At 29.0% G+C, this 16211-nt stretch carries 13 protein-coding genes; 4 read left to right on the top strand and 9 right to left on the bottom strand.

All coding sequences use genetic code 11. The features are described from left to right. Positions 1–105: 105 nt before the first annotated feature. Both CUEA01_RS19370 and CUEA01_RS19375 read right to left on the bottom strand, forming a co-directional pair. Positions 106–2139, bottom strand: coding sequence for a thioredoxin domain-containing protein (locus CUEA01_RS19370; protein ID WP_234123572.1), 2034 nt, complete (start codon positions 2137–2139; stop codon positions 106–108). A gap of 112 nt (positions 2140–2251) precedes the next feature. Continuing rightward, positions 2252–3091 (bottom strand): C45 family peptidase, encoded by an 840-nt coding sequence (locus tag CUEA01_RS19375; RefSeq protein ID WP_234123573.1) that lies wholly within the window; start codon positions 3089–3091, stop codon positions 2252–2254. A gap of 549 nt (positions 3092–3640) precedes the next feature. Here CUEA01_RS19375 and CUEA01_RS25000 point away from each other — a divergent pair. Both CUEA01_RS25000 and CUEA01_RS19380 read left to right on the top strand, forming a co-directional pair. Next, the gene (locus CUEA01_RS25000) at positions 3641–3772 is read left to right on the top strand and encodes a hypothetical protein (protein ID WP_268906366.1); all 132 of its coding nucleotides are present in this window, start codon (positions 3641–3643) and stop codon (positions 3770–3772) included. Positions 3773–4132: 360 nt separating this feature from the next. Then, positions 4133–5590, top strand: a complete 1458-nt coding sequence (locus tag CUEA01_RS19380) for an IS1182 family transposase (RefSeq protein ID WP_234122100.1) — start codon at positions 4133–4135, stop codon at positions 5588–5590. 335 nt (positions 5591–5925) lie between these two features. Here CUEA01_RS19380 and CUEA01_RS19385 read toward each other — a convergent pair whose 3' ends face one another. From CUEA01_RS19385 to CUEA01_RS19400, 4 genes are all read right to left on the bottom strand, one after another. Beyond that, on the bottom strand, positions 5926–7626 hold the full coding sequence (locus CUEA01_RS19385; protein ID WP_234123574.1) for an HD domain-containing phosphohydrolase: 1701 nt from the start codon (positions 7624–7626) through the stop codon (positions 5926–5928). Positions 7627–7738: 112 nt separating this feature from the next. Next, positions 7739–8458 (bottom strand): VCBS repeat-containing protein, encoded by a 720-nt coding sequence (locus CUEA01_RS19390; protein ID WP_407929273.1) that lies wholly within the window; start codon positions 8456–8458, stop codon positions 7739–7741. A gap of 125 nt (positions 8459–8583) precedes the next feature. Then, entirely contained in the window at positions 8584–10566 is a 1983-nt protein-coding gene (locus CUEA01_RS19395; protein WP_234123576.1) for a methyl-accepting chemotaxis protein, read from the bottom strand. Between the two features lie 197 nt (positions 10567–10763). After that, on the bottom strand, positions 10764–12041 hold the full coding sequence (locus CUEA01_RS19400; RefSeq protein ID WP_234123577.1) for a putative bifunctional diguanylate cyclase/phosphodiesterase: 1278 nt from the start codon (positions 12039–12041) through the stop codon (positions 10764–10766). 289 nt (positions 12042–12330) lie between these two features. Here CUEA01_RS19400 and CUEA01_RS19405 point away from each other — a divergent pair, with 289 nt between their 5' ends. Together CUEA01_RS19405 and CUEA01_RS19410 are read left to right on the top strand one after the other, a co-directional pair. Beyond that, the gene (locus tag CUEA01_RS19405) at positions 12331–12924 is read left to right on the top strand and encodes a hypothetical protein (RefSeq protein WP_234123578.1); all 594 of its coding nucleotides are present in this window, start codon (positions 12331–12333) and stop codon (positions 12922–12924) included. A 385-nt stretch (positions 12925–13309) separates the two neighbouring features. Continuing rightward, positions 13310–13660 (top strand): hypothetical protein, encoded by a 351-nt coding sequence (locus tag CUEA01_RS19410; RefSeq protein ID WP_234123579.1) that lies wholly within the window; start codon positions 13310–13312, stop codon positions 13658–13660. A gap of 242 nt (positions 13661–13902) precedes the next feature. On the opposite strand, the gene CUEA01_RS19415 is transcribed toward CUEA01_RS19410, so the two are convergent. The 3 genes from CUEA01_RS19415 to hisC all read right to left on the bottom strand — a co-directional run bounded on the left by CUEA01_RS19415 (position 13903) and on the right by hisC (position 16147). Continuing rightward, positions 13903–14283 (bottom strand): hypothetical protein, encoded by a 381-nt coding sequence (locus tag CUEA01_RS19415; protein ID WP_234123580.1) that lies wholly within the window; start codon positions 14281–14283, stop codon positions 13903–13905. Between the two features lie 142 nt (positions 14284–14425). Further along, positions 14426–15064: a histidine phosphatase family protein gene (locus CUEA01_RS19420; protein ID WP_234123581.1), complete on the bottom strand. Its 639-nt coding sequence runs from the start codon at positions 15062–15064 to the stop codon at positions 14426–14428. 18 nt (positions 15065–15082) lie between these two features. Beyond that, positions 15083–16147 (bottom strand): histidinol-phosphate transaminase, encoded by a 1065-nt coding sequence (gene hisC / locus CUEA01_RS19425; protein WP_234123582.1) that lies wholly within the window; start codon positions 16145–16147, stop codon positions 15083–15085. Positions 16148–16211: the final 64 nt, after the last annotated feature.

The following is a 16211-nucleotide window of genomic DNA, read 5'->3' on the forward strand; positions in this document are numbered from 1 at the left end:
TTTATAACATAAATAATAATATTTCGTATATTATTATAAAAATAATTCACTTTGAATTGTAAAAGTTAGTTTGCAATATAGACTTATAGCTCTCTTTTAGATTCCTTAAAACATTTTTCTAAAAGCCTTAACATCTGTAACAGGCTCGCTGCAAGAAAAATTTTCACATACATAGGCAGTTGGTTTACCATTGACAGTGTTATACTCACTTAGAAAATTTGAAACACTTTCTAAAGTTTTATCTCCTTTTATGTAATAAATGACCATTGAAAAAGGATCATATTTTTCGTTAATTGCATCAAGCATTTCCTTTGAAGCACTATCATCTCTTTCTGAAACAATTGTAATTTCCCTAGCTTTAGTTTGTGAAAATAGCACCGCCAAGAGCGAAAAAGAATATGCCATAGGAAAACTTTCAATTTCACCGCCAAAGGCATTTAATATTTCTTGTGCCTTATTTTCAAGTTCATATTTACCTGTTAATCTTGATAATTTCATAAAATTTAATGCAGCTACTGAATTTGCTGATGGAATTGCACCATCGTATATTTCCTTAGGTCTTGAAATAAGTTGCTCGCTATCACTTCCATAAAGAAATAATCCTCCATTTTGTTCGTCCCAAAAGTATTTTATTAAATCATCATTTAATTGAACTGCTTTCTTTAGATATTCTGCCTTGTAAGTGGACTCATAAAGTTCGATAAGACCCCAAACCAAAAAAGCATAGTCATCAGCATAAGCTTTTATAGCCGCTTCTCCATCACGGTACCTTGAAAGAAGTCTTCCATCACTCTCAACCAAATTATTAAATATAAATTTCACTGCATTTTCAGCTGCCGAAATATATTTGCTATTTTTTAAATTTTTTCCTCCGTAAGCCATAGCTGCAATCATAAGTCCATTCCAGGAAGTAAGAATCTTATCGTCTTTATATGGATGAATTCTAATTTCTCTTTTCTTAAAGAGTTCACTTCTGCATTTGCTTAAAAATTCGATTTCGCTTTCTTCAGGGTAATTTTTAATTAAGTTTGGTATATTTTCATTTTCAAAATTCCCCCTATCCGTTATATCGAAGTATTTACAGAACTTTTCTCCACGTTCTTTTCCCAGAGTATTCATGACTTCAGCCTTTGACCAAACATAAAATTTGCCTTCAATTCCTTCTGAATCGGCATCTTCTGCGCAATAAAAACCACCTTCTTTAGAAGTCATATCTCTTAAAATGTAAGTGAATATTTCCGATGCAACATCAGCATACTTTTTGACACCTGTCGCTTTAAAAGCTTCAGTATAGGTATAAGCTAAAAGTGCATTATCATAAAGCATTTTTTCAAAATGGGGCACTAACCACTCTCTATCTGTTGAATATCTGCTGAAGCCATATCCAATATGGTCATATATTCCCCCCCTATGCATAGAATCAAGAGTCTTAGTAATCATCTCAAGGCCGCCACCATCATTTCTCTTATACCAATATCTCATAAGAAACATTAAATTATGCGGAGTTGGAAACTTTGGTGCCTCCCCAAAACCTCCGTGAACCACATCAAAATTACTTTTAAACTGTGAAAAAGCTTCGTTAATAACTTTATTTGAAAGTTCTCTTCTCGAACTCACTCCTTGTTTGCTTATTGTATTTGCAACTTTACTACCAAATTCTAAAAGGGCTTTTCTGTTATTATACCAAGCTTTTTTAATATCATCTAAAGTACTTATTAGACCCTTCATGCCCATTCTATCTATTTTAGGGATATATGTTGCTGCAAAAAATGGCTTTTGCTCTGGAGTCATAATAATTGTAAGTGGCCATCCTCCACTGCCATTAAGTGCCTGACAAACATTCATATAAATTTGATCTACATCTGGTCTTTCTTCCCTATCAACTTTAATAGCCACAAACCCATTATTTAATACTTGTGCAACCTCCTCATCTTCAAAACTCTCACGCTCCATTACATGACACCAATGACAAGTGCTGTAACCTATACTTAAAAAGATTGGTTTATCCTCCAATTTCGCCTTATTAAATGCTTCTTTTCCCCATGGATACCAATTCACAGGATTGTTAGCGTGTTGCAAGAGATAGGGACTTTTCTCATTTATCAAGCGATTAGGTACTCTATCTATTATAGTTTGCATGGGCATCAACCCCTTTCTATAGTTTAATATAGGATTATTATACCCAAATAAAAACGAAGGATACCGTTTTCCGAGCAGTATCCTTCGTTTTTACTTGAACTGTATATTCAGTTCACTTATACAAGCTAATAAGATCCTTCACAAATATTTTCCCATTTGTAAATTGAATTTTATTATTGCTTAAAAATCCATCCAATGATTGGATTGTTTTTTCCATAATAGAAATTTTCCATTTTTTACTCAAATCTTTTTTAAAACTAATATAAATTTCATTTTTTAATGGTTCATATACTATTGAACACAAAGTTGGAGTCTGCGAAGTTGTATCCTGAGAAGTTCTTTTTAAAACCTCAAAAGCTTCATTTATTCCAAAGCTATGAATATTATTATGAATATATTCATGAGCACAAATATATCTATCAGCACCTATACCATATACTTTATTATAATCTGCTTCCTTAAAATCCCCATTTGGAAAATTAGTCATAATAATACAATCATTATCAATAGGGCTTACCATATTTGTATCATTTCCTTCTTCCAGAATAAATGCATCACCACTTTTATCAGCGATAATAGTATGTAGCCCTAAATCTGGGTATAATGGATTTCTAGGATAAGAGATTACTCTTTTATTAAGAATTTCAAAAAATTCAGATGTTTTTCTTGTTTTCTTTAGCGCCTCATCAAAAATATCAAAAGCAAACCAATCATTTTCGTTACAACTTGATTTTAAACCTGGACTATATTTTACTGCTTGAGTACAGATAAAAAGGCCGTCACTATTAACACCAGCGATATCAACGTATTTATTTTCCATTAAGGCTGAAAAATTAAAAATATTTTTATCATTATAACTATTAATTTTCAGTTTTAAATCAATATCATCAGTATCGAAATTCATACCATAAATAGCTTTTTCTTGACTGTATACTGCAAAACTTGTACACATTTTGGAATCTCCTTTTAATATATAATTTTATGATATAATATGCTTAGAGTATTTAGAAAATCATTTAGCTATTTTACCATTGGATTCACCACTTTCTTAAACTTCCATCAATATGATATCATCAAGCATCTCGATGGTTCAACCCACAACATTTTTCAGAATCAAAAATGCGCCACTTAAAATTATTGCGAACCCAAAATCAGAGTGCAGAGTACAGATGACAGAGTACAGTTAAGGATGATTTACCTTTTCTTACGTCAGCTAAATCTTAAACTTATATGTTGTTCGGCTCCGCTGAACAACATTAATTCCACGATTGCGTAAGCAATCAAAAAACTAAGTTTTAAGATTTTCTGTAGCTTTGCTACAGAAAATCATCCTTCACTGTACTCTGTACTCTGTCAACTGTACTCTGAATAATGGTTCGTAATACTTAAAATTTGTGTATAAAATACTTTATTGCGACAGCTCCCTTATGCATATTTTTTATAATATATGTTAAAAATATATCTGTTAATTATTATAATTTTTATGAATGGAGAGAACAAAATGAATAGAAATAAAAAAACTAAGAATATTAAACAAAATAAAGCTATAAATGATATCACTCAAAAAAATGCAAATAATATGAGTAATTCAAAAATAGCTTTTAATGATAATCCTACCGACAAAAACAAGTAGTTATTTTTAAATAATGTGGCTGTGGCGCAAATATAAACATTACGAACCTTTTTCCAAAGTACAAAGTATAAAGTACAGAGTACAAAGAAGGATGATTTTATTTCGCCTTGCTACAGAAAATCTTATAACTTATTTTTTGATTGCTTACGCAATTTTAATATTTCTTGTTTTTATCTTAAAATTCCGTAGGCACGGAGGAATTTTTGAGGCCACTGAAAAAGTCCTAATTGAATAAAAGATTAATGTATTTTTCAAAAACTGCTGACAGCTAACTTCGTTAGCTGTTTTTTGTATTCAAAAAGGATTTTATGGATTTATATAGAATTATATATGTGTAGAAGACCGTTTAGGAGGAAATCAATAATGATAAAGCAACAAAAGTTAGTTATGAGTCCATATACTGATTTATATGATCTTATTATTCCAAAGGATAACATTTTAAGAAAAATAAAAAATTTAGTTGATTTTTCATTTGTTTATGATGAAATTATTGATACATATTGTTTTAACAATGGCCGCGGAGCCATTGATCCTATAATGATGTTTAAGTATTTAATGCTAAAAATAACATTTGATTTATCAGATGTTGATGTTGTTGAACGTTCAAAATATGATATGTCTTTTAAATATTTTTTGGATATAGCTCCGGAGGCTTCTGTTATAGATCCAAGTTCATTAACTAAATTTAGAAAGTTACGATTAAAGGATTCAAATATGTTGGATCTTCTTATAAACAAAACAGTTAGTATCGCAATAAAAAAAGGGATTTTGAAAAGTAAATCTATTATAGTTGATTCTACACATACTAAAGCAAGATATAACCAGTTATCGCCAAGAGCTATTTTAGTTGAACAATCAAAACTATTAAGAAAATCTGTTTACGAAATAGATGAAGAAATGAAAAGCAAGTTTCCTAAAAAAGTTAGTAACGGTATATTGGAGGATCAAATTGAGTATTGCAAAAAATTAATTGCGGTAATTGAAGAAGATGATAATCTAAGTCAGTATCCTAAGGTTAAAGAAAAATTAAACCTTTTAAATGAATCTATTGACGATGATATAGAACAATTAACACTTTCAAAAGATGAAGATGCTAAGGTTGGACATAAAACAGCAGATACATCATTTTTTGGTTACAAAACTCACATAGCAATGAGCGAAGAAAGAATAATAACTTCAGCCACAATAACTTCTGGAGAAAAGCATGATGGAAAAGAATTAGAAACTTTAATTGTAAAAAGCAAAAAAGCAGGTGTAAAAGTTGAAACTGTTATTGGAGATGCGGCATACTCAGAAAAAGAGAACATTGTTTATGCAAAAGGAAATGACATAAAATTAGTTGCAAGATTAAGTGAATGTGTAACCCATGGAAACAGAAAGAATTCAAATAAGTTTGAATTTAACAAAGATGCTGGGATGTATGTATGCCAAGAAGGTCATATGGCTTTCAAGAAAACACTTCAGAAAAAAAATAATACCCAAAAAAATCAGATGGAACAATATTTTTTTGATGTAAACAAATGTAAATGTTGTCCATCACAAAAAGGATGCTATAAAGAAGGTAATAAAACAAAAACCTATTCTGTAACAATACTTTCTAATCCACATAAAGAACAAATAAAATTTCAAGAAAGTGAGTATTTTCAAGAAAAATCAAAAGAACGCTATAAGATTGAAGCTAAAAATAGTGAATTAAAGCATAGACATGGGTATGATGTTGCATCTGCCACAGGTCTAAAAGGTATGCACTTGCAAAGTGCAGTGACAATATTTGTGGTTAATCTAAAAAGAATTCTTACCATCTTAGATGGTAAATAAGGAGGCTTTGATCCTTATATATGAATATAAAAGTAAATTTAAGGAAAATGCTAAGGATTATACCCTAGCATTTTTGTGAATATTTTTTGAAACATTTTTTCTTAAAAAACAGCCGGTTTTTCAGTGGCCTCGAATTTTTTCCTTAAACTACTGTAATTGCGAGGTAAGAGTGTTTTTGAACGATTTAAATAACATATTATAAATCTAAGAGGAATATTCTTAAAAGCCTTAGAACTTTCAATCTGTTTGAACGTTAGTGAGTTATTGAAAGTTCTTAGGATTTTAAGAATATTCCTCTTAGATTTATTGATGTTATTTAATGTTCCAGAATACTCTTACTTCGCACTTAATACCTTCTCAGTAAACACATCAACAAGCTGTGGATCAAACTGAGTACCTGCATTCCTTTTTAATTCTTTCACAGCAAATTCTTTTGGCAGTGCCTCACGGTAACTTCTTTCGCTAACCATAGCATCATAAGAATCAATTATAGTAATAATTCTCGATTGCAGCGGTATTTTTTCTCCAGCTAGCCCTCTAGGATATCCTAAACCATCCCATCTCTCATGATGCGCTAAAACATATTCTGCAATATCCGACATTTCATTTACTGTACTAAGTATTCTGTATCCTATTTCAGTGTGCCTTTTTATTTCTTCCCATTCTTCATCTGTTAACTTTCCATTCTTATTAAGTATGTTTTCTTCTATTGCAACCTTTCCTATGTCATGAAGCAATCCAACTGTTTTAAGTTCTATAATTTCATCATCATCTAAATTAATTGCTATCCCCATTCTTTCACATAACTCAGAAACTCTATAGGAATGCTGTTCTTCTCTTTTATTTTTTTCATGAAGTGTAGTAATTATAGTATTTATGCTTTTTCCTCTAATGCTCGGGCTTTCAAGCAACTTTTTCTTATACATGTAATCTTCAGCCTTTTTTAATACTTCCTGAATACTTTCTTCTTTATCTATCTTTGTTTTGTATCCCAAGGAAATTGATATATTTACAGAACCAACTTTCTCTTTCATTGCAGCAGCTTTAACATTTTTAATAAACTGATCAGCCTCTGACGAATCTGTTTTGGGCATGAAAATAATGAATTCGTCACCACCTAATCTAATAAGCGTATCCCCTTCTCTACACTTTTTTTTCAAAACCTCTGCTATCCTTTTTATTAGCTCATCACCAAAAGAATGACCAAAGGAATCGTTAACAAGCTTTAATCCATTTGCATCCGCCATAACAACCGTTAGTGGTAAATTTTCCTCTTTATCTAATAAATTTATATTCATTTCAAAAAATCTTCTATTACATATACCTGTTAGCTGGTCATGATAGCTCAAATACTCTAGCCTGCTTTCCATTTGCTTTCTTTCAGTTATATCCGAAACAATAACCGCAAGCTGCAATTCCTTAGGTCTATATACCATTACATTTCGAAACCTATCTGTTTCCTTAACATATCTTTCATAACTCATAGGTTCTCCTGTTTTTACTACATGTACATATTTTTTAATTAGTTTTTCATTCATCCACGGAAATATATCACAAACACTTTTTCCTACTGAAGGCTTCGCTTCCATTTGAGCTATTTTTTCATGATTTTCATTTGAATCTACAAATATGAAGTCTATAATTTCATTTTCGTCATTAACAACAGCATCATAAATTGCTAATCCTTGCTGCATTTTATTTACTAGATTTTTATATTTTTCTTCACTTTCAGCCATTTTTTTATATTGAAATCTTAATTTTTCTTCAAACAAGCTAACTTTTTTTAAAAACCCTTCTATTAATGCATATAAAAGGATTGTAGTTACAACGATAAATAAGCAACCTTTGTAAGTACTTATAACCGAGTATATCTCATTATCCCTAACAAATTTATCCATAAGAAATTCTGAAAAATATATCCACAAGAAACCGCTTATTAAATATACTATTGGTATTTTAATACCATTACATTTTAACGAATCTTTTTTTTTATTTTTTAAAATTGGGTAGATCTTTTTTAACTTTTGTAAGAACATATTAATCCTCCCATTAAATCATATTTAATTACATCTGCTCAATTTATTAAAATACCCTAATTAGTAGTTTCGTAATTTTAAGCTACAAGTTTATATATTTTATAATATTAATTTATTTTACCATGGACAAATCCGCTCCAAAAATAGCTATATTCTGATTATATAAATCAAAAACATTCTTTTCCCACTTTAAACTATTTAAAACATATCCTAAAGAATCGGCATTATATCTTCCAGCTATTTTTTGATAAGCTAATAACTCATATACACCATTTGCATCAAAATCCACAGGATATAAGCCGCTTAATGGATTTACAAATCCGCTAATTGGACTTTTAAGTTTTCCATCCGCGGAATATATTTCATCTAAGTATTCTTTTTCTTTATAAGATATATCTATAATATATTTTTCTTTATTTTCATTGCTTATAACTTCAACTTTGTAATTATCCTTATAAGTAACCTCGTATTGATACTGCTCATTGTAAACATTAAAGTCAAAAATTAACTTTGGAATATTGTTAATAAAGGAATATATATAGTGATACATTATTGCTCCGCTTCCACCTGTATCAATGCTTATTAATATATCATTAACGCCATCTCCCGTAAAATCTCCTAAAAACAATCTTGGATTATATCCTGCATTTTCGCCAAGTTGTACTCTAGTAAGTTTCCCTGTTCTGCCATTCTGGATTATTAAGGTAATACCTTGAATAAACGGGCTATTAGGTGTAGTAATTCCAGTTAAATAGATGTTGTCAGCTATTCTATCCCCATTTACATCTCCTCTTGCATAAGCAACAATTTTTCGATATGCTCTATTATTCATAAAAAAGAAATTGAACATAATTACTCCTTCTAATTTAAGCTTTATACCATCTTATTCCTTAGTAGATATGCCTGTTACAAGATAGACTAATAAAAAATAGTTCTGCACTAAGATTATTTACACAATTAAATTTTAAATTTAGAAATTTCATCAGATAAAACTACTGAAAGATTTTCTAGTTCACTAGCAGCAGTTTTTAACTCCAAAAACATTTTTTCTTGGTTATTTACTGTTTCCTCAGCGGAATATGTATTAGCTGCCGCTTCTTCAGTTACTGCTGAGGTATTTGAAATAGCTTGATAAATATTTTTATTTTGATCTAAAAGCGCCTTTGCAATTTCAGAAACGTTTGAGCTAACATCTTTTACATTTTGAACTTGACTTTCTATTTCATTAAATATCATAGATATTGTCTCCATAGACCCTGTACCTTGCTCCATAAAATCTATACTTTGTTTCATCGTACTAAAAGCTTCTCGTACCTGCTCTTGTACCTGCAATATCTCTCGTGAAATTTCCTGACTTGAATCAGCTGATTGTTCAGATAATTTTTTTACTTCTTCTGCAACAACAGAAAATCCTTTACCATTTTCACCTGCTCTTGCAGCTTCTATACTTGCATTTAAAGCGAGCAAATTAGTTTGCTCAGATATTTCAGATATAGCAATTGTTATATTAGCAATTGTTTCAGATTTTTGAGAAAGCTCAGTTATGACCCTACTCGAAGTCAATATACTATTTTTCATGTTATCTAACAATTTAATTGTATTATTTAAATTCTTGGAACCAATCTTTGTATTATCTTTAGTTTCTGTTATCATATTATCTATATTTATACTTATATCAACTAATTCTTTTGACTTCTTTTCCATATCACTTACATATACCGTAACATTTGATATTTCATCTGCATTAATTTTAGATCCTAATGCTAAATTTTTAATGCTTTCCTGAATATTTTTTCCACCTTCAACAACATCTAAACTTATATTTTTATAATTTTTAGATGATTCCTTAACAACATCCGAAACACCTTTTAATTTTATAATCATTTCCTTTAAATTTTCTATCATTTTATTAAAGGTTATATTAAATCTTCCAAGCTCATCACTTGATTCAGGCAGATAATTTGTTAAATCACCTTTTGCAACTTTTTCAGCTAATAATGACACATTTACTAGCCTCTTAAAAAAGTATCTTAATATAATTGTTAACAAGCCTATTAGTATAACAATAGCCACAAACGCAACTAGTATTATAAAATAAAGTAAAGAATTTATACTACTAATGTACTCCTTTGTTGGAACTTCCAAAAATATATACCAATCACTACCTTCAACGTGTGATGCAAAAAGTTCCTTTGTTCCGCTTTTATCATTAAATTCTCCCAAAAAACTATCCTTAGAAAGTGCTTGTTTAACTAAACTAGTATATTCTTTATTTGAGCTCTTTAAAAAATTACTATTGTTAATTAATTTTTTATTGTTATCAAATATTACAGTACCATCCTTATTTAAAATATACACATTGTCTGTTTTCCCCAAGTGAAAATTTGTATTCTCTTTAAACACTGTTGAAACAAGAAAAGCACCACTTATAAGTCCTGATACTTTATTTGTTTTGGGATCTTTTACTGGGCATTCCATAGATATAATTAGTTGTGATGGATCTTCTTTTGCTTGAAACGGATTAGATATAACTTCCTTTCCTTGCATAACTTCTGGAAATGTGTTTTCAGAACTTATATCAATAACTTCATTATTTTGAAGAGTGAGCTTTCCTGTTGTATCACTTATGCCTATAGTATTAAAAACTCCTCCATAACTTTTTTGTTCACGATTAAGATATGGTACTATCTTACTTACATTCATAGTAGAAACAAGATCTGTATCTGCCATTACCTCAACTTGAGATAATCTTGATTTTAACCATGATGATAAATTTTTGGAATGTATAGCTATTGTTTGTTTTCCAGAACTTTCAAGCGATGATAAGATTGTCTTTTTTGAAGTTATATAACTAATTGAAGTAACAGCACTTATTAGTGCAATAAAAATAATAGATATTGATAGAATAGCCTTAAATTGTAGTGAAACATGTTTTCTCATAGATTCAAAACCCCCATTTTTAAGCGCAACAATATTATGAATCAGCTCAAGATTGACAATATTCTGTCATTTTTCGCCAAATGTTGCCTATATTTTGATATTACCATATAATGTAATAAAAATCAACACTACAATTTTAGACATATAAAAAGGACTTAATTTTCTATAACTTAAAATTAAGTCCTTATAATTTAATATTAAAATTTTTTTAAAAAGTTATCAACTTCTGTTGAACAAATGGGTCTTTGAAAAATAAATCCCTGTACTTTGTTACATTGCATATGAGATATACAGTCAAGCTGTTCTTTTTTCTCTACCCCTTCTGCAATAACATCTAAATTTAATTCATGAGCAAGGTCAATTACAGTTTTAGTTATTATTAAATCCTTCTTAGAATTCTGTATATTATCTATAAAACATTTATCTATTTTTATGCCATCTACAGGCAAATTATACAAATAATTTAAAGTCGAATATTCTATGCCAAAATCATCTATAAATATTCTTATTCCTAATTTTCTAATTTCATTAATCAAATTAACTTTACTTTTGTTTAATTGTACAATTACACGTTCAGTAATTTCAAATATAATATATTTTGTTTCAATTTCTGCTTTGCTTATAATCAATTTAACAAAATCCAAAAAATTATTATCATAAAATTGACTTTCAGCTATATTAATCGACATGCAAAGCTCTGTATATCCAAGACTATGCCACCTTTTTATTTGCTTACACGATTCAGATAAAACAAACTTTCCAACATCATTTATCATTCCATTGTTTTCAATAACATCAATAAAATATGCTGGGGAAAGTATCCCAAGCTTAGGATGATTCCATCTTATTAATGCTTCTAAACCATATACTTTCATACTTCTAATATCAATTTGAGGTTGATAAAATAGTTGCAATTCACCATTTTCTAAAGCATTTCTTATTTCACTAGAAACTTTTTGTTTTCGAAGTACCCTATCATACATATACTGCTCAAAAAAAATGTATTCGCTTCTACTATGCTTTTTAACATAATTTAAGGCTATATCCGAATATTTTAAATTTAGCATTAGGTTATCTTCCTTAATTCCTTGAAAAGAGATGCCTACTTTTATTTTTATACTTACTTCTTGTCCATTTAATACAAATCTTTCCTCACAAATTCTAGATATCTGTTTTTCAATTTTAATTATATCTATTTCATCAACAAAAGTAGCTATTACTAGAATTTTGTCACCAGTAAACCTTATTAAATATGCTTTTTTCTTTAAAATGTTATTTAATCTTTTAAAAAAATCATTGAGTAATTTGTCACTTTCCTCATATCCAAATACATAATTATAAATATTAAAATCACATATATCAATCATATAGAATGCGACTTTACCATATTTTCTTTTATAACCATTATAAACTCTCTTTAAATCTTCGATAAATTGAACCATATAACATTCCTCATTATCCTTTTCAACCATCATACTCTTCTCCCGTAAAGCTATTTTTTTACATTAGTTTGCTTCCATAATATTTTAAAATCATTATACCACAACATTTATTTTAGTACAATTTTGAAATGTTTTATCACTATAAAATCCATTTTTTATAATTCCACATATACTAAACTTTATTTATATTACAAAACATTTTTGTAACCACTTCGTAATATATTTGTAAGGCTTATGTAACTATAGCTTTTTTCAGTTATTGTATAATTTAAGTGTAATTACATAACATATTATATATTAAAATTATTAGGAGAGATAGCTTATGAAAAAAAATTTAATTACTATTTTAATATCTTTGTCTATTGCAATTTTTTTTGCAGGTTGCACTGAAAATAAAATCCAGGATAAAAGTGTAGGAGTTAAACCTCAATTATCAGCAAAACATGTTACAACAACTTCACATAATCCACATAATAATTCTTTAAATTTGCAAAATAAAACTGCAGTTAAAAATGCATACAATGTTACAAAACTAATACATAGCTATCCTATCAACAACAATACAAAGAGTTTAATTAATTCAAAGTTAGACAATGGTGAAGAATTCATTAGAACCTTCAATACAATAAAAAGTTCTATTATTAAAAACGATAAAAAAACTATTTCAGATTATATAAATTATCCAATAACAGTATACGTCAATAATACCGCTAAAGTTATTAACAATTCAAAAGAATTTATTGCAAATTATGATAATATAATTACACCTAGAGTAAAAACTGCATTAATAAAGCAGCAACTTAATAATATAAACATAACTTCAAATGGAATTAAAATCGGTAACGGCGAAGTTTGGTTAGGACTTATAAATAACGGGAAACATGAATATGGAATATCATCAATCAACAATAAATAGGAGAAGTATCAGTATTTCAGAACATTAAATAGAATCCATAAATCTAAGAGCCTAAATACAAAAATGCTAAGAAGATTCAATAACTCACTATCGTTCAAACAATTGAATCTTCTAATCATTTTTGTATTTAGGCTCTAAGATTTATTGGATTTTATTTAAATTGTTCTGAAATACTGATACTTCTCCTAAACTGAAATTCAAGGAACTTTTTCCTCCGTGCCTACGGAAAAATGCTCATACCAGATGGCCTTTTGACGATAATATGAATACGGTTATAAAAACTGTAGGCTTACAAGACAGCCTATCATATTTATAATCATTCAGGTTGGCATTCATTCTTTTAATATTAGTTGAAGAAAATTTATAATTTACAAGGAGTGAGTTTATGATACGGAATACTAAAGCAAAGTATGAACAATTATATAAAAAATTTTTAGGGCTAAAACTTCCTTATAAATTTTCTTTATCTGAAGTTTCTAACATTTTAGAAAAAAATTATTTGGCGATTGAAGTGCCTTTGAGTTTTCATTCCATTTTAGAAGATTCAGTAGATTTTGATGGCAAACACTTAGTGAAATGTTATCATATCTCAGATGAAATAATCTTAGATGGTTTGTATAGCGAAGAAGAAAAAAATATCAATGAAATGTTTGTAAAAATTAATGCTGAGACAGATAAAATATCTCCTGCAAGTAATTTACATGATGATGATATTTTTAAGGGAGCGTACTCTTAATATGCTTTTCCTTAAGTTGATGTTCCAATTCATCAATTCAGGTACACATATTAAGATGTCTCGTATTAGCTAATTTAGCTTCTTGAAACACTTACTACTACTCTCTAATATAGGAGTCGCAGAAGATATAGGTATTTTTTTACGAGCAACCCTATAGGCTTTATGTGCGGTATAGTAAAACCTATAGAATACCTTTTTTCACATCCTGCTATAACAAAATAAAGTGTCTACAATTATATAATTTAAGCAAAAAAAACACTAAATAATATCATAAAAATTCCACCCAATAATATTGATAAACTATTAAAAGCTAACTTTATAGTAGAATTATTTTTTAAATTACTAAAATTCCATTTAAGATCTCTTTCTTGCTTTATTGCTTCTAAAGTTGCATGAGTCTTGTCTCCTACCCCTAATCCTTCAATATTTAAATTTAAAGAATCCCCTTTTGTTATACATGCCAATGTAATTAATACAGTCGCAATACCTTCTAAAAGCATAACATCTTTAATACTGTCATCTACGCAATTTGAAATAAAAGTTGCTATTAAATATCCTATTATTAGAAATATAATGCTCATAATAAGTAGTATGAATATCCTTTTTACCATTTTATTGACCATATAACTCACTTCCTATTATTTGTTATATAAATATATCTATATTTTATATCATTATATACTAATAGTCTATCGCAACACTTCTATATTTTGTAAAATACACCTATTTTCTAATTAAGCTATGTTTTAAACTGTAATTTTATTTCTACACGTATGATTTTATTTCGTAATCATCTGGTAAATGGCTTGTATCATTTAAAGTGACTATCTTGGGATTTATATTATCATCAAAGAACAACTTACATATAGATGTATTTCCAAGTGCCATTTTATGATACATTGTCATATTCCAGTTAAAAATACCTATAAGACCCGCTTTTATTATTCCTCCATGAGCAACTATTACTATTCTTTTGCCCTCGTGTTTTTGGACAGCCTTCAATATTGCATTTTTGGCCCTCATACTGGCGTTTCTTATACTTAACTCACCGCCACAAATTGGTCCTTCACTTAAATCTGTTGTCCACTTTTGGAATGCTTCCGGGAATCCTGTTCTTATTTCCTTTACGGTTAATCCCTCCCATTCACCAAAATTTATTTCTCTAAGCTCATTTTCTATATTGATTTCTATATCCATATTTCCGCAAATAATTTGTGAAGTCTTCAAAGCCCTTTTAAGCGGGCTCGAATAAATTACATCAAATTTATCTTTCAATGCATTTGCTACATATTTTGCTTGATTAATTCCTTCTGTTGATAACTCTATATCTTGAGAACCCTGGAATTTTCCAAGTGCATTCCATTTAGTTTCTCCGTGTCTTACTAAATAAACAATTGTTTTCATATTATATCATTACCTTTCTTAAAGGTTCTCCGCTATATCCTGTACTACTTTTAAAAACTTATTCATTTCATATTCTGTTCCAATGCTTACTCTAAGATAATTATCAATTCTTCCATCGCTAAAATGTCTTACAAGTATTCCTTTACTTCTTAGTTCTCTAAACAAATTACCAGCATAAATTTTAGGGTGACTTATAAATATAAAATTAGCTTTTGAATCTAGAACTTCAAAACCAACTTCTTTTAACACCTTAACCGTCTTTTCTCTTGTTTTAATAATTTTCTTCCTTGTTTCTTCAAAATACTCTTTGTCTTTAATTGCAGCTGTTGCTCCCGCTAATGCTAATCTATCGATTGTATATGAATTTATAGAGTTCTTTACCATATTCAAGGCAGTTATAAGTTCTCTATTTCCAATGGCAAAACCAACCCTAAGCCCTGCAAGCGATCTTGATTTAGACAACGTCTGAACAATTAATACATTCGGATAATCTTTTATAAACTTAACTGCAGATTCTCCACCAAAATCTACATACGCTTCATCTATTATTACCACACTACTGCTACTTGACTCTATTACTTTTTTAAATCCATTAACTTCAATATATTTTGAAGTTGGTGCATTAGGATTAGGAATTACTACACCACCATTTTCAATACAAAATTTATTTAACTCCACATTAAAATCTGCATCCAATGGAATAAGTTCATAATCTATATTAAATAAATTTGCGTATACCTTATAAAAGCTATAGGTTATGTCTGGAAAAAGCACAGGTTTCCCTGGGTTAAAAAACGCCATAAAGGAGAAGCCAAGAACTTCATCCGATCCATTTCCAATAAAAACTTCATCCTCATCTACCTCGTAAAATTCAGAAATGGCTTTCCTAAGTTCATCACAATTTGGATCCGGATACAGTTTCATTGTTTCATTATTTGCTTCATTAATAGCTTTTATTACATTAATGGATGGTGGATATGGGTTTTCATTAGTGTTTAATTTTATATATTTTTGATTTTTAGGCTGCTCTCCAGGAATATATGGCTTCAAACCTTTTACTCGTTCACTCCAATATTTATTCATCTTACTTCACCCTTCTAATTTTCTTTTTCAATTATCTATATGATTATAGCATTTTACTTTAGTG

It is taken from the genome of Clostridium hydrogenum, from assembly GCF_021432385.1.
In the GTDB taxonomy this organism is placed as follows: Bacteria; Bacillota; Clostridia; order Clostridiales; family Clostridiaceae; genus Clostridium_S; species Clostridium_S hydrogenum.